Annotated in this window: 15 protein-coding genes and 1 pseudogene; 15 read left to right on the forward strand and 1 reads right to left on the reverse strand. The window is 60.3% G+C overall.

Translation table 11 applies throughout. From position 1 onward, the window contains the following. Positions 1-3 precede the first annotated feature (3 nt). The 12 genes and pseudogenes from C0617_RS06860 (at position 4) to C0617_RS06920 (ending at position 12,259) form a co-directional block, all read left to right on the forward strand. Complete coding sequence (locus C0617_RS06860; protein WP_291316273.1) at positions 4-780, forward strand: segregation/condensation protein A; 777 nt, start codon at positions 4-6, stop codon at positions 778-780. Continuing rightward, positions 767-1,354 (forward strand): SMC-Scp complex subunit ScpB, encoded by a 588-nt coding sequence (scpB, locus tag C0617_RS06865; RefSeq protein WP_291316274.1) that lies wholly within the window; start codon positions 767-769, stop codon positions 1,352-1,354. The genes C0617_RS06860 and scpB overlap by 14 nt, the downstream gene beginning before the upstream one ends. Positions 1,355-1,397: 43 nt before the next feature. Next, a complete protein-coding gene (locus C0617_RS06870) occupies positions 1,398-2,108 on the forward strand; it encodes a pseudouridine synthase (RefSeq protein WP_291316275.1) in 711 nt (236 codons plus the stop codon). Between the two features lie 273 nt (positions 2,109-2,381). After that, positions 2,382-4,664: a tetratricopeptide repeat protein gene (locus tag C0617_RS06875; protein ID WP_291316276.1), complete on the forward strand. Its 2,283-nt coding sequence runs from the start codon at positions 2,382-2,384 to the stop codon at positions 4,662-4,664. A gap of 29 nt (positions 4,665-4,693) precedes the next feature. Next, positions 4,694-5,596, forward strand: coding sequence for an AAA family ATPase (locus tag C0617_RS06880; RefSeq protein WP_291316277.1), 903 nt, complete (start codon positions 4,694-4,696; stop codon positions 5,594-5,596). Positions 5,597-5,699: 103 nt separating this feature from the next. Next, a pseudogene (gene mutL, locus C0617_RS17065) lies at positions 5,700-7,535 on the forward strand (DNA mismatch repair endonuclease MutL). Beyond that, a complete protein-coding gene (miaA, locus tag C0617_RS06895) occupies positions 7,535-8,479 on the forward strand; it encodes a tRNA (adenosine(37)-N6)-dimethylallyltransferase MiaA (RefSeq protein ID WP_291316280.1) in 945 nt (314 codons plus the stop codon). The pseudogene mutL and the gene miaA overlap by 1 nt, the downstream one beginning before the upstream one ends. Positions 8,480-8,490: 11 nt before the next feature. Then, positions 8,491-8,724 carry an RNA chaperone Hfq gene (gene hfq, locus C0617_RS06900; protein ID WP_291316281.1) on the forward strand — a complete coding sequence of 78 codons (234 nt, stop codon included), beginning with the start codon at positions 8,491-8,493 and terminating at the stop codon, positions 8,722-8,724. A 145-nt stretch (positions 8,725-8,869) separates the two neighbouring features. Further along, positions 8,870-9,409: a CDP-alcohol phosphatidyltransferase family protein gene (locus C0617_RS06905; RefSeq protein ID WP_291316282.1), complete on the forward strand. Its 540-nt coding sequence runs from the start codon at positions 8,870-8,872 to the stop codon at positions 9,407-9,409. Positions 9,410-9,492: 83 nt separating this feature from the next. Beyond that, positions 9,493-10,782, forward strand: coding sequence for a DUF512 domain-containing protein (locus tag C0617_RS06910; RefSeq protein ID WP_291316283.1), 1,290 nt, complete (start codon positions 9,493-9,495; stop codon positions 10,780-10,782). A 22-nt stretch (positions 10,783-10,804) separates the two neighbouring features. Next, positions 10,805-11,446: a lactate utilization protein gene (locus C0617_RS06915; protein ID WP_291316284.1), complete on the forward strand. Its 642-nt coding sequence runs from the start codon at positions 10,805-10,807 to the stop codon at positions 11,444-11,446. A 27-nt stretch (positions 11,447-11,473) separates the two neighbouring features. After that, complete coding sequence (locus tag C0617_RS06920; RefSeq protein WP_291316285.1) at positions 11,474-12,259, forward strand: tetratricopeptide repeat protein; 786 nt, start codon at positions 11,474-11,476, stop codon at positions 12,257-12,259. Between the two features lie 126 nt (positions 12,260-12,385). On the opposite strand, the gene C0617_RS06925 is transcribed toward C0617_RS06920, so the two are convergent. Next, positions 12,386-12,667, reverse strand: coding sequence for a PxxKW family cysteine-rich protein (locus tag C0617_RS06925; protein WP_291316286.1), 282 nt, complete (start codon positions 12,665-12,667; stop codon positions 12,386-12,388). 175 nt (positions 12,668-12,842) lie between these two features. On the opposite strand from C0617_RS06925, the gene C0617_RS06930 reads away from it, so the two are divergent. The 3 genes from C0617_RS06930 to C0617_RS06940 all read left to right on the forward strand — a co-directional run bounded on the left by C0617_RS06930 (position 12,843) and on the right by C0617_RS06940 (position 15,245). After that, positions 12,843-13,127: a hypothetical protein gene (locus C0617_RS06930; RefSeq protein ID WP_291316287.1), complete on the forward strand. Its 285-nt coding sequence runs from the start codon at positions 12,843-12,845 to the stop codon at positions 13,125-13,127. Beyond that, positions 13,127-13,687: a LysE family transporter gene (locus C0617_RS06935; RefSeq protein ID WP_291316288.1), complete on the forward strand. Its 561-nt coding sequence runs from the start codon at positions 13,127-13,129 to the stop codon at positions 13,685-13,687. Before C0617_RS06930 ends, C0617_RS06935 begins: the two co-directional genes overlap by 1 nt. 136 nt (positions 13,688-13,823) lie before the next feature. After that, entirely contained in the window at positions 13,824-15,245 is a 1,422-nt protein-coding gene (locus C0617_RS06940; protein ID WP_291316289.1) for a phosphoglucomutase/phosphomannomutase family protein, read from the forward strand. Positions 15,246-15,281: the final 36 nt, after the last annotated feature.

A 15,281-nucleotide genomic window follows, 5' to 3' on the forward strand; every position in this document is an offset into this window, starting at 1 on the left:
CTCATGGGCTATCAGTTCAAAATTGACAATTTCGAGGGGCCCCTTGACCTGCTGCTCCATCTCATCCGCAAGAACGAGATGGACATCTCCGACATTCCCATCGCCGAAATAACTGTCCAGTATCTGGCCATTCTCGAAGGGATGAAGAGCCTGAACCTCGAGGTCGCCGGCGAGTTTCTTCTCATGGCCGCCACCCTCATGCACATCAAGTCCCGCATGCTCCTTCCGGCATCCGCCGACGAGGATACGGACGATTTCGAGGAGGACCCCAGGGCCGAACTGGTTCGGAGGCTGCTGGAATACCAGCGCTTCAGGGAGGCCGCCGCCTCTCTGGAGGAACTGCCCCGGCTCGGGCGGGAGGTCTTCACCCGCACTCTTTCGCCAACCGAGACGAAGGAGCGTGAAGAGCAGGAGGAACAGTCTCTTCAGGCCGTCGGACTGTTCGAACTGGTCGAGGCTTTTCGATCCCTTCTGAAGGGAGCCCCGGAGCCGGGGGTTCATGAGGTTGAGCCAGAGAGTTTGTCGGTGTCTGAGCGGGTTAACAGTATCCTCGGCCTTCTTTCACAACGGCCGAACCTGGCCTTTTCAGAGATTTTCTCCCAGGCCCCCGGGCGCCAGGAAGTGGTGGTCACCTTTCTGGCCATGCTCGAACTCGTGCGGCTGCGCCTGGTGCACTTCATGCAAAACTCTCTGAGGGGGCCCATCTTGCTCTTCCCCTCAGAGTCAGCCGTGGCCGTGGGCGATCTCTGGATCGCGGAGTCTTCTCTTGGATACGGCTGAGCTGAAGGGGACGATCGAGAGCCTGCTGTTCGCTTCTGCGGAGCCGCTCGTCCCGGAACGGCTTGCCGAGATTCTCGAGATCGACCTGGAGGATCTGGAGACGGTCCTGGCTGAGATGGAAGAGCACTTCCGTCAGGGGCACGGACTCTTGCTTGAGCGGGTCGCGGGAGGCCTTCAGTTCAGAACCCGGCCTGAACACGGGGAGTGGGTACGGCGCCTGCATCGCAGCCGGCCTTTCCGTTTTTCCCGGGCCGCCCTGGAAACTCTCGCGATCATTGCTTACCGTCAGCCCATTACCCGCGCCGAAGTCGAGTACCTGAGGGGCGTCGACTCGGGCGGAGTGCTCAAGACCCTGATGGAGAAGCACTTGGTGCGCATTTTGGGCAAGAAGGATTCCCCGGGTCGTCCCATGATCTACGGCACGACGCGCGGCTTTCTCGAGCTTTTCGGCCTGCGGGATCTTGCCTGCCTGCCCACCCTGAAAGAGTTCGGCGAACTTTCCGCCGGGTCGGGCCTGGAGGGGGAGGGGACCACCCCGTCACTTTTCGAGACCGCGGAAACCTCAGAAGACTAAGAGCCATTTACAGGAGTGCCGCCCGATGCGGGTGGGGTTTTACATGAAACAGCGCTTGCAGAAACTCATCGCCCAGGCCGGTCTGGCCTCCCGCCGCGAGGCCGAACAGTGGATTGCCGCCGGCCGGGTTACGGTTAACGACCAGCCGGCTTCCTTAGGCGACGGTGCCGACCCCGATCAGGATCTGGTCCGGGTCGACGGGGCCCTCCTCGGGCAGGGGGAAAAGAAGGTTTATCTTCTGCTCAACAAGCCCGTCGGATACGTGACCACCTTGCGCGACCCGCAGGGAAGGCCGACCGTTACCGACCTGGTCAAAGATATCCCTGCCCGTCTCTTTCCGATCGGCCGTCTCGATCTCAACACCGAGGGCCTGCTCCTACTCACAAATGACGGCGATCTGGCTCACCGGCTCGCCCATCCACGCCACCGCGTGGAAAAGACCTACTTGGTGAGGGTGCGGGGTGCGCTTTCCTCCCAAGCCAGGCACCATCTGCAAAAAGGGGTGATGCTGGAGGACGGTCTCACCGCGCCGGCACGGGTCGAACAGGTGAGGTCCGGGGGCAGTCACACCTGGCTTCAGATCACCATCCGTGAGGGGCGCAACCGCCAGGTGCGGCGCATGTGCGAAGCGGTCGGATACCCGGTCAGTCGCCTGAAGCGTCTCAGTATCGGGTTTCTGGATCTCGGGAACCTTCCCGCCGGAAAGTTTCGCCGCCTTTCCTCCGAAGAAGTAGTGCGCTTGAAAAAAACATGAATTCCGGCATACTTACTACTTGGGTTCCCTCAGCAATTCAACTTTTAGTTTGAAATGGCTTCCTTTTAAAGATGGGCATGCCGAGGATTGAGCTCTTCGACTGACGCTGAGCCAGTCGTCTCGGGATATCCCTCCCGGGGCGGTTCCGCTTTTCCTTGGGACTTGTAGGAATGCGTTTTTTCTAGCTTATTTCCTCTTCCATTTTCTTGACAGGGCGGCGCTTTTTGCCCTAAGGTATGCTGATACCCAATTAACTATAGACAGGGGACGGCTTTGGCCAAAAAAGAAAAATTATTTGCCTCCGCGCAGAAAAATCTTCAGAAGGGGCAAATCACCCGGGCCATCAAGGATTATCAGAAGCTCGTTGAGATCGATCCGGGAGAGGTTCGCCATCGGCAAAAACTTGCGGAACTCTTCAGCCGGGCAGGGTCCAAGGACAAGGCTCTTAGTGAATATGAGACGGTGGCCAACTACTATGCGGAGAACGGTTTTCACCTCAAAGCCATTGCCGTCTGCAAGCAGATTCAAAAACTCGATCCGGGACAGGTCAAAATCTACTACCGTCTCGCAGAGCTGAATGAAAAGCAGGGCCTTGTCGGCAATGCCCTTTCGGAATACCGGAATCTGGTCAACTATTTCGAAAATCGCAAAGAGCCTGACGAGGTTGTCAAGACCCTGGAAAAAATGAAGGATCTTGCGCCGGATAATCTGAATATCCGGGTCAAACTCGCCGAAAGCTATGCCGCGGCGGGGCAGAATGACAAGGGCTTGGAGGAGTTCCGGGAGATTCAGGAATCTTTGCGGCAGAAGGGGGATATCTCCAAGATCCTCAAGCTCTATGAGATTTTCCTTCCCCTCTTCCCCGATGCGTCGGAGATGAAAACAGGGCTCGCTCAAGCCCTGATAGAAAAAGGAGAGGTAGAAAAGGGCATCGCCATTCTTCGGAAGGTGCTCGAAGAACACGCCGGGCACACCGGGGCTCTTCGCCTGCTGGCCCAGGGGTACGAATCTCTGGGAAGAGGGGGGGAGCAGGAGGAGGCTTTGCGGCAGCTTCTGGAGGACGACTCCTCCGACCCCGATGCGCGGCTGGGGCTTGTCCGACTACATCTTCGGGAGGGGCGTTTGCACTCCGCACTGGGTGAACTCGACCCCTGGCGGCAGGCTCTGCTCGATGACGGACGCTGCGCCGCCCTTCAGGAGATCTATGAGCAACTCAAGGAGGCTCTGCCGCAGGACGAGCAGGTGCTCCATTCTCTTCGCGCCGTTTATGAGCATGCAGGAGAGGGCAACAAGCTCTTCGACATGATTTCGAGCTCCAGCGGAGAACCCGAATCGTCCGCTTTCATGGAGGTCGACCTTTCCGCTGGCGAAGAATCCTGCGATCATCCTTCGGCGGACCTGCCTGTCGACATCGAGGCTCTTGGTTGCAAAGGCGGAATCCCTGAAGATGCGGATTTTTCCGGTGGCTCCGATGGTGAGGATGGTTCAGGTGAGGTCGAGGAAATCCCCCTGGAATTCCTCGAAGAGGTCGCAGAAACCGCCGCAACATCCGTTGTTCCCAAACCTTCCGAGGAGCCCGAGGAGCAGGAACTCGAATTCGAGATAGAGCTGGAACTGGACGAACCGGCGACGGAGGAAACTTCCGCCGCCGGCAGAGACGTGAGGGTTGAGGTGGCCTCCGAAACCGATGCCCCGGCAGCGGTCTCGGCCTCTGGCGCCCCCAGCGAATCCGATGAGGAACTTCTTCTTGACTTGGCCTGGGAGGAAGAACCTGAAGTTGGCCCGGAGGCATCGCCCGTTGCCTCGGCGGCCGGGTCTGCCGAACTGGAAGAAGCCGAATTTTACCTGCAGCAGGGTCTTCTCGAGGAGGCCGAGGGCGTCTGTCGTGCCATTCTGGATCGCGATCCGGACAACGCTCAGGCCTGCGGCAAGCTTGCCGTTATCGTCGAAAGGCTCGGGTCTGAGGCAGCGTCTCTGGAGCCGCCGACGGACGGGGATCCCTTGGGAATCTTCCCGGCCGATGACTCCGTTGGCGGGAGCGGCGATGGGGATGAAGCCTTTGCTCTTGAAGAGACCCTCAACGAACTGAGCGGCCCCGAGGTCTCCGCGGAGGAGGCTGAAGATCTCGAATCCCATTACCACCTCGGTATCGCCTACAAGGAGATGGGACTGCTCGATGAGGCTCTCGGCGAATTCGACAAGGCCATGAAAAGACCGGAGCGCCGAGTGGACTGCCTGACCCTGAAGGGGCTCTGCCTCGCCGAAAGGAGCTCTTTCGAGGAGTCAGAAGGTGTTTTCAGGGAGGCCCTGGCCGATAAGGGACTCAGTTCCGGCCAGCGGGTCAGCCTGCATTATGAAATGGGCGCGATGTACGACAACTGGGGGCTGACAGACAAGGCTCTGGAGAGTTTTCAGGCCGCGGCCGGCATCGATTCCTTTTTTCGGGACGTCGGCGAGAGAGTCCAGCAGCTGCAGAAGACCCTCGGGGTCGAAGGTCCTGTTCCGGAGAGCACGGGGCAGGGCAAGGGTAAAAAGGACCGCATCTCCTATGTTTGAGGGGAGGGCCGCGAGCCCTGGGAGGGAGCATGAGTTATATTGAGCATTTTGGCCTGGAACGGGAACCGTTTTCAAACGCCCCCGATGCCCGATTTTATTTCAATACCGAGCAGCACAGCCAGGCCCTCATCCGGCTCATGTATGCCGTCGACTCCAACAAGGGGCTGGCGGTTCTGGTGGGAGGGGTCGGGACGGGGAAAACCACCCTCGCCCGACGCATGCTGGACAACCTTCCCGAGGAGCATTACGAGTCATCGCTCCTGGTCATGGTTCATTCCGGCATCACGCCCGAGTGGATTCTGACCCGGATCGCCATGCAGCTGGGCGTCGAAGACCCCGCAACCGACCGGCTCAAACTGCTCCGGCAGCTATACGAACGGCTCGAGGAGATCGAAGCCTCAGGGCGCAAGGCGGTGGTCCTTATTGACGAGGCCCAGATGCTTCAGAGCCGGGAGTTGATGGAGGAGTTCCGGGGTCTTCTCAATTTGGAGATCCCAGGGAAAAAGCTCCTTAATATCGTTTTTTTCGGCCTTCCCGAGGTGGAGGACTGCCTCAGCCTTGACGAGCCCCTCGCCCAGAGGGTCGCCGTGAAATATCATCTTCACTCGCTCCCAGTCGATACGACCGAATCTTATATCAAGCACCGCCTGCAGGTGGCGGGCGCCAGCAAAATGCCTTTCACCGGCGATGCCATCCCGGCGCTTCATCGCTATGCCGGCGGTGTGCCCCGGCTCATCAACACCCTCTGCGACAACTGCCTGTTCGAGGCCTACATGCGCAAGATGAACAAGGTTGACGCTAAGATCGTGTTCAGCATCGCGGGCGATTTCGGTCTGCTGCGTCAGTCACCCAAGGGGGCCGAGCCCCGGAACAAGCTCGAAGACCTCGACGAGATCGAGAGCATGCTCGACAGCCTCGAGCAGAAGATGTAAACCAACCATCAACTGAGTACTGGAAGACGGCCGGCGTCGCCGGCCGTTCGCGTTTCCGCTCGATGCTGCCAATCACGAGACAGTCGTCTCCAGGACGTTCCTTGTGGATAAACATAAAATAAGCATTTTGCCTGAAACCCTCTGCAACCAGATTGCCGCCGGCGAGGTCGTGGAGCGGCCGGCCTCGGTGGTCAAGGAACTGGTGGAAAATTCACTCGATGCCGGGAGCAAGGATATTCGGATCGAAGTGGAGAAGGGGGGCAAGCGTCTGTTGCGGGTAACCGATGACGGCGAGGGGATGGGCAAGGATGATGCCTTCCTCTGCCTGGAGCGCCACGCCACCAGCAAAATCACCTCTTCCGAAGACCTTTTCCAGTTGCGCACCCTCGGTTTCCGGGGCGAGGCTCTGCCCTCGATCGCCTCGGTTTCCCGCTTTACCCTCCGGACCCGCTCGGCCGAGGCTCAGGAGGGATGGGAGATCTACGCCGAAGGGGGAATTGTCCGGAGGGCGGAGGCGGCGGGTCTGCCCGGCGGTACGGTTATGGAGGTTAGAGACCTCTTCTTCAACACACCGGCGCGGCGCAAGTTCCTGCGCCGCGAGGAGACCGAACTGGGCCACATCGGCGATGTCGTGACCAAACTGGCCCTGGCCCATCCGGAAGTGCAGTTTCGCCTGGTTCATAACGGACGCGCAATCCTGGAGGCCTACCGGCAGGGCTCCCTCGAGGAGCGGGTCGGGGCGCTTCTGGGCCGTCCCCTCCTTAAAGACCTACTGGCCATTGAGATGGATGATGGTGACGGCCTTAAATTGACGGGGCTCGTCTCCCAGCCCGCCGTCACCCGCTCGACAACCGGCTACATTTACACCTTTATCAACGGGCGCTACGTCCGGGACAGGGTCGTCCAGCATGCTGTGCTTGGGGGGTACAGGCACCTGCTTATGAAAGGGCGCTATCCCGTTGCGGTTCTGTTCCTCGAGATCGATCCCGAAATGGTCGACGTCAACGTTCATCCGACCAAGCACGAGGTTCGGTTCCGCTAGCAGGGACGGGTCCACGACTTTCTCGCCTCCTCGGTTCGACAGACGCTGAGCCCCTCCGAGTGGCTCTCCCATGCAGATGAGGCTCCTACCCCCGAGACCATACCCGCCGCATCGATTCGCGAAGGTGGGTCTGCGGGCGCCGTTCCTGATCGCCCTGCCCAATCGCCCGTTGCCGCCCCTCAGGTTGCTCTGACGGGGGTTCGGGAGGCTCTTACGTCCTATGCGGGCGGCGCACCGGCCGTTCCAGGCTCTTCCTCCGCCCCCCCTCGCCGGTTCGAGAACGCCCCCGAACCGCTCATGATCGCCACCGGCGGGTTTTTCTCCTCCCTGGAGCTTATCGGGCAGTACCGTTCCAGTTACATCCTTTGCCAGGACGGGGAGGACCTGATCCTGGTCGATCAGCATGCAGCCCACGAGCGAATCGGTTTCGAGCGCCTTCGTGCCCAGTTCCGGCAGGGAACGGTCGAATGCCAGGCACTGTTGTTCCCGACGGTCATTGAGGTCGATTTTCGCGAAGCGGCCCTTCTTAAAGAGCAGTTGGGGGAGTTGGAGCGGCTTGGGTTTGAACTCGAACCGTTCGGGGGGAAGAGTTTTGCTCTCAAGGCCGTCCCCCGCTTGCTGCGAGACGCCGAGGCGGAGCAGCTCGTTCTGGACGTCGCGGCCGAAATTGCTTCCGTCGGCAAGAGCGGGCTCGCCGAGGAGGCCCTTGACAAGGTCCTCATGCTCATGGCCTGCCACGGTGTAATTCGGGCCAACCAGGGCCTGGCCCCTGCAGAAATGCTCGCCCTGCTTCGCGATCTCGACGGGGTCGATTTCAAGGCCCACTGCCCCCACGGCCGGCCCGTTATGTCGCGCCTGGCCGGTGTCGAGGTTGAACGCATGTTCAAGAGGACCTGATGGGGGAGGTGTCTAAAGACCCCGGGGCCTTGCCCCTGCTGGTCATCTGCGGTCCCACCGCATCGGGAAAAACGGCGCTGGCACTGCGTTTGGCCCAACGGCTCGAGATGGAAATCATCTCGGCCGACTCCCGCCAGGTCTATCGTCATCTCGATATCGGCACCGCCAAGGCGACCCGGGAAGAGCGCGGGCGGGTTCCCCACCACCTGATCGACGTGGTCGATCCGGACCAGGATTTCAGCGCCGCCGATTTCGCCCGGCTCGGCAGAGAAACTGTTGGGCAGGTCTTTGGCCGGAGCCGTCTGCCGGTGGTGGTTGGGGGAACCGGACTATACATACGCACTCTTACCGAGGGGCTGCTCCCGGGACCGCCCGCCGATCCCGGTCTGCGGCGCGAACTGCTCGAGGCGGAGGGCGCCGAGGGTGAGGGCGCCCTGCACCGGCGCCTCGAACAGATCGATCCCACGCTTGCCCGGCGCCTTCAGCCCCGGGACCTGGTGCGCATCGTGCGGGCCCTGGAGGTTTACGATCAAACAGGGCGACGCCTCTCGGATCTCCAGGCGGAGCACGGTTTTCGGGAGGCTCCTTACCGAATCCTTCAGTTGGCGGTCTCCTCATCGCGGGAAGAGTTGTATCAGCGTATCGACCGGCGGGTTGAGGCGATGGTGCAGGAGGGGCTCCTCGACGAGGTTCGCACTCTCCTGGACATGGGGTACTCGCCCTCGCTAAAGGCTCTGCGTACCATCGGGTATCGTGAGTGCATCGCCCACCTGAAGGGGGAACTCTCCCTGGATGAGGCGGTAAGGCTCATCCAGAGGGACACGCGGCGGTACGCGAAACGGCAATTTACCTGGTTTCGCAAAGACAATTCAATAATTTGGGTTGATTCCTGTGGAGAGTTTGATAGAATCCTCGCATTGATTGAAGATTTTTATGCAGAGTAAAAGGAGCGGACATGGCCAAGACCCCATTCAACATTCAGGATCAGTTTCTTAACCAGGCCCGCAAGGAGCGGGTTCGCGTGACCGTGGTGATGATGTCGGGGGAAAAACTGGAGGGGTTTATCAAGTCCTTCGACAGTTTTTGCCTGCTCGTGGAAAGCAGTGGAGACATCCTGCTCTACAAGCACGCCATTTCCTCGATCACCTCCTCTGACGGGTCCTTCCGACTGCACGGTGGAAGGGACTGATAACCCGTCCCCAGGGGGTGTCCCCCGCGAACACAATTTGGGTCCCCGCTCGGAGGCTGTTGCAGCCTAGTGCGGGGGCCCTTGTCTTTTCGAGCGATACCGTACTGGGAAACTCACCAAATTCCGGTTCGCTGAGAAGGGGCCCATGGCGCATGGGATGAACATCCCCAATGCTCTGACCCTGCTGCGATTGCTTTTGGTGCCGGGGTTCCTGATCGCCGTCATTTACGGGCGGTTGCCGGCGGCCCTTACTTTGTTTGTCGTAGCGGCTATCACCGATTTTCTCGACGGCTTGCTCGCACGCATCCTCGGGCAGGAGACGCTTCTCGGTGCCTACCTCGACCCGGTCGCCGACAAGCTGCTTTGCATCACCGCTTTTGTGTCCTTGGCTGCCGTTGGGGTTTTGCCGGCTTGGCTCGCGGTTCTCGTGGTGGCCAAGGACCTCTACGCCGCTCTCGGGGCACTGATCGTTCTATTCTGCAACCGACCGCTTCCCGAAGGACCATCCCCGTGGGGCAAACTGGCTACCGGTCTGGAACTGCTGACTGCCGGAATAGCCCTGCTTGCCGTTGCCGTTGGGGCGGGCGGCGCGTTTCTGCCGCCCCTGTTTGCGTTGACCGGTGCGATGACCGCCGTAGCTGGTCTTCATTATGTCGTCGGCGGCGTTCTCTTCCTGTCGCGCTGACCTCAGAGCACGGTGGCTCCGGCCGGAACCTTCCATGGCGCGGTGGCCAAGTGGTCATGTTTTCTGATTCCCGAGACAAACATATGATAGAAATCCTATCGGTAGACCCCGGCAGCATCGGCGCTGAACTCGACCTGGAACCGGGTGATTGCCTTCTTTCCATCAATGGCGAAGTGGTACGCGATCTGCTCGACTTTCAATTGCAACTCTCAGAGGAAGAGCTCCTCCTCGAGGTGCGCAAGAAGGAAGGCGAACTCTGGGACATCGAGTTGGAAAAGGACGCAGGCGCCCCGATGGGTCTGCATTTCGAGCACCCGGAGCCGAAGCAGTGCGGCAACAACTGCATTTTCTGCTTCGTCCACCAGCTGCCGAGCGGCATGCGCTCGACGCTCTACGTCAAGGACGAGGATTTCCGCTTCTCCTTTCTTTACGGATCCTATATCACTCTGACCAATCTGGATGAGGCCGATATCCAGAGAATCATCGACCAGCACCTTTCGCCTCTCTATGTGTCGGTACACGCCACCAACGACCAGCTTCGTTCCAGGCTTCTCGGGGTCGAAGGCCCGCCGATCCTCGATCTGCTTCGGCGTTTGACCGCCGCCGGGATCGAGGTGCATACCCAGATTGTGCTCTGTCCTGGGTTGAATGACGGTGAGGAGTTGGAGCGGACCGTGGAGGATCTTCAGGCCCTCCATCCGGGCGTCATTTCCCTGGCGGTCGTTCCCCTCGGGCTGACTGGGTACCGGCAGCGGCTTCCCACGTTGGAATCAGTCTCTCCAGAGATTGCTCGGAGTGTTCTGGAAGTCCTCGAGCGCTATCAGGAGCAGCTGCTGGATCGATGCGGAACCCGCTTCGTCTTCGCAGCAGACGAGTTTTACCTGAAGGCAGGAATTGATTTTCCTCCTATCGAGGCCTACGAGGATCTGGGGCAGTTGGAAAACGGCGTCGGGATGGTCCCTCTGTTCCGGTCCGACGCTGCCGAAGCGCTGGCCGAGGCCCGGTCACTTGAGTCTCCCGAATTTTCCACCATTACCGGGGAGTCGTCGCTGCAGGAGCTGGAGAAGTTTTGCGTTGCGTTGTCCAAAAAGACCGGGGTCATCATCCACCTGCACCCCGTGCGTAACGAATTCTTCGGCGGTCAGGTCACGGTAACCGGACTCCTTACCGGCCGCGACGTGGCGGCTCAACTGCGGGACAAACCCCTCGGAGAAGTTCTCCTGGTCCCCGATGTCATGCTCAAGGACGGGGAGGATGTATTCCTGGACGACTTGTCTCTGAATGATCTGGAAGCGGAACTGGGGGTGCGGGTTGAAAAAGTCGAGAGTTCTCCCTGGGGGCTGCTTGAAGCTCTTGAACGACATGCCCGATAAAGCTTACCAAGAAGACAGGTGTATGGACGAGCACCAAAGATGGCACCGCCGGAGCCTGCTGGAGCAGGCCGCAGTTGCCCTGGAACGTAACGGTTTCGCCACCACCGTCTGTGAGAGTCGGGAGGAGGCCGTCGCATACCTGAAGGGGGAGGCCGATGAGGCGCAGACTCTCGGGTTCGGAGGCTCCATGACCCTGGCGGACATGGATCTGGTGGGGCTTTTCGAAGGGGCGGGGAAGAAGACCCTAGTGCATGGCAGATCTGGCTATTCTCCCGAGCAGCGTCGGGGCGTGATGCAGGATCAACTCAACTGCGACTTGTTCTTTACCAGCACCAATGCCCTGACCCTTCAGGGGCACCTGGTCAACATCGACGCCACCGGCAATAGGGTCGGCGCCATGGCTTTCGGGCCTCAAAGGGTCGTTGTCGTGGCGGGGGTCAACAAGGTCTGCCACAGCCTTGAGAGTGCTTTGCGCCGGGTCAAGGAGGTGGCCTGCCCGCCCAATGCGCGCCGTCTCGGTTTCGATACACCCTGTGCAAAAACCGGCCTCTGCTCCGACTGCAATTCGCCCGAGCGGATATGTCGCATCACAACCATCATCGAGCGCAAGCCGCGGGCCACAGACCTGCGTATTTGCCTGGTCAACGAACAACTGGGCTACTGAGCGCAGGATTGTGAAAGGACGAGCACCATGAAGGAATTCGAGGATCTTTTGAGAGAGGGCCGGGAGGCCCTTGAAACAGGCGATTACCGGGCCGCCACCCGCGCCCTGAGGCAGGCCGCTCAGCAGCAGCCCGAGTCGGCCGAAACCCATCTCATGCTCGGCGAGGCCCTGGCCGAGGACGGCAAGGTCAAAGAGGCCATTGCATCTTTTCAGAAAGGCAGGCAACTCGAGCCGGAGAACCTGGAAGTGCTCTTCGCTCTGGGGGATGCCTTTTTCGAGGGGCAGAGACCGGAAGAGGCCCTGCAGGTCTACCGGGACATACTGGCCCTGGACGACAGGCAGGCCGATGCCTGGGTAAGCGTGGGTCTGGTCAATTTCAACCAGGAGCGGGTCGAGCAGGCCATGGAGTCCTTCCACAAGGCCCTGCAGATCGAGCCCGATTCGATCTTTGCCATCAACTCTTTGGGAGACGCCTGTTTCGCTCTCGGTCGCAACGAGGAGGCCCTCGGGCATTTCCGCCGGGTCATTGAACTCGATCCCGAGGATCCCCAGGCCTACTACAACCTGACGGAAATGTACTACGACGCGGATGAACTCGAAGCGGCCGAGGAGGCCTGCCGGGAGGTTCTGCGCCTCGATCCCGCCTTTGCCTTTGCCTACTTGACCCTGGGCAATATCTGCCTCGACCAGGAAAGGCCTGAAGAGGCTTTGAGCAGTTTTCAGGAGTTTTTGGTTCTGGAGCGCTCCCCCGGGTCCAAGGAGATCCGGGACGAGGTTGCCGCCGTCGTGGAGGGACTCAAGGCCGAGGTTTGAAGAAGGGGCTTGGCGGCTCTGCTGAAAAAATCGGCCGGTTTCGTGTGGCCTTTCTCGAGGCATGATTCCAATAAAAAAGGGCAGACCCTACAGGGCCTGCCCTTTTTTTCAAAACGGAGGGACGCGTTACTTCTTGGCGGCCTTCTTGGAGGCTTTGAGGGGGTTGACCCGGGCCTCTTCGGTCTTGATGTCGATTTTCTTGTGGGTAGCGAAGTTGCACAGTCCAGCGGACCATTTCCTCTCGGGGGAGGGGGCCACGGAACAGACCTGGCCGATGGATCCCTCGACGATGCGGTCGCATCCCTGACATTCGTCGATGACGGTCTGGCAGGTGTTGTCCTCGAAGGTGCAGCCTTTTTTAGACCAGAAGGTACACTCGGTACCGGAAAGAACGGTTTGACACTGCATGGGTCTTGCCTCCTCGCGTTTACGTTGCGCTTTGTCGCCTAGTCAGAACCAACATATTTAATCGGTTTGGCTGGTTTTGTCAACGACTATTTGACTATTTGAAGCTCCTTTGCATGTTGACCGGTTGGTCAGCCATCAGCTAGGCTGTCAGGAAACAGGGAAGGGGAGGTCGGACTTGGAAACGGAAGCCTGGGAAAAGCTCTGCCGGCGCTGCGGGCGCTGCTGCTACGAGAAGGTTGAATTCGAAGGTCGGGTTTACTACACCGACGTGCCCTGCGAAAAGCTCGACCTCGAAACCCGACTCTGCACCGTTTACGATTTTCGATCATCGGGCCGGCCCGGCTGTGTTTTATTGACCCCCGATCTTGTGCGGCGCGGAATTCTGCCCTGCGACTGTCCCTACGTTGAAGGGATACAGGAATATCCGGCGCCGCTCGACTGGGACGAGGAGAACCCCTGATGAACCTGATGACCATTGCCGGGATGTCTTTCCTCCTGGGGCTGTCCGGCGCCATGATGCCCGGTCCTTTGTTGACGGTAACCGTGACAGAGACGGTGCGCCGGGGGATGTGGGCCGGGCCCCTGCTGATGGCGGGGCATGCTCTGCTTGAGGGAGCGTTGGTCCTGCTTTTGTTTTTCGGCCTGGCGGACCTTGTCCAGGACGGGTCTGCCTTCTCCGTCATCGCTCTGGCCGGGGGGGGGATGTTGCTGTGGATGGGCTACGGAATGCTGCGCAGCCTGCCGACCCTGCGCCTGGAACTGGTGGGCGAGGAGGGGAGCGGCCTGCACCCGTTGGCCGCCGGCGCAGTGGTGAGCCTTGCCAATCCCTATTTCACCCTCTGGTGGGCCACCGTCGGAATGGGGTACCTGGCCGTGGCCCACAAGGCGGGACCCGCCGGGGTGGCCGTCTTCTACCTGTTCCACATTCTGGCGGACTTCGTGTGGTATACTTTCGTCGCCGGAACGGTCAGTTTCGGCCGTCGATTTCTCAGCGACAGAGGCTACCGAATCCTGGTCTGATCCTGTGCGCTCTTCATTCTCGGATTCGGCCTTTATTTCGGCTACCGGGGAGCGCAGGTGCTGCTTCGCTGAATCGTGGCGCCCCGTTTTCGGCCTTTCGGTTTGTTACAATTTAATTCAAGGTAGGTTTGAGATTATGGCTCGCATTCAGTTTGGCACCTCCGGATGGCGGGGGGTTTTCTGCGAAGACTTTACCTTCGCCAACGTACGCATCGTGACCCAGGCCATTGCCGACTACCTTCGGGAGGCTGGGCAGGGGGAGAAGGGGGTCGTTGTCGGCTACGACAGCCGTTTCATGGGTGAGTTCTTCGCCCGCGAAACGGTCCGGGTTCTGGCCGGCTCCGGGATCAAATCCTACCTGTGCAATCGGGACACCCCGACGCCGGTCATCGCCTTCGAGCTTATGCGGAGGAAGGCCGGCGGCGGGATTAATTTCACCGCCAGTCACAACCCCTTCGACTTTAACGGGCTCAAGTTCTCCCCCGACTGGGGCGGCCCCGCTCTCCCCGAAACCACCCGGGACATCGAAGATCGGGCCAATGCCATGGTGGGGGAGGTCTGCTTCCACGAGATGCCGATGGACCGGGCTTTCGAGGCGGGCCTGGTGAAGAATATCGACCCCCGGAAGCCCTATTTCGAGAGGCTACGGGAATTGATCGATTTCGAGGCTATCGGCCGCTCGGGCATCAAGGTCGCCGTCAACCCTCTCTATGGTACCGGGCGGGGCTACCTTGACGCCCTGTTGCGAGAGGCCGGCGTAGACGTAGTGACCATCAACGACCATCGCGACCCCTACTTCGGTGGGCATCCCCCGGAGCCGGCGCGAAGTCATATCGCTGATTTTATAGACCTTGTCAGGGGGGATGACGCCATCACTCTCGGCCTGGCCACAGACGGCGACGCCGACCGCTACGGGATCGTCGATCACGACGGCACATTCATCGAGCCCAACTACATCCTCGCCCTGCTCTTCGATTACCTGTTGCGCACCAAGGGCCAGCGCGGCGACGTGGCCCGCTCGGTCGCGACCTCCCAACTGGTCGATGCGGTCGCCCGGCATCACGGGATGAAGGTGCACGAGACTCCGGTCGGCTTCAAATTCATCGGCGAGTTCATCCGCGACGACGAGATCCTCATCGGGGGCGAGGAGAGCGCCGGGCTGACTCTGCGCGGCCATGTTCCGGACAAAGACGGCATTCTCGCCTGCCTGCTCGTGGCCGAGATGGTCGCCGTGGAAGGCAAGCCCCTCACCGAACTCCTTGCCGACCTGTATCGCAGGGTAGGAGAGGTCTACTCTCACAGGGACAACCTGCGCCTCGGGCCCGACATCGAGGGCAACCTGGCGCAGAAACTCGCATCCCCGCCCTCCAACCTCGCCGGCAAGACGATCGAGAAGGTCATTACCATCGACGGCTTCAAGTGGGTCTTTGGCGACGATTCCTGGGTGCTGTTCCGCAAGTCGGGGACCGAGCCCGTGGTCCGGGTCTACAGCGAGGCGAAGAGCGCCGATGACCTGGCGCGCTTGAGCAAGGCCGCCGCCGAGTTCGTCCAAGGCTAGGCGGGACCGGGGAGGAAAGGGGCCGGCCGGCCCCTT

Origin of the sequence: Desulfuromonas sp. (assembly GCF_002868845.1) — a bacterium.
In the GTDB taxonomy this organism is placed as follows: Bacteria; Desulfobacterota; Desulfuromonadia; order Desulfuromonadales; family BM501; genus BM501.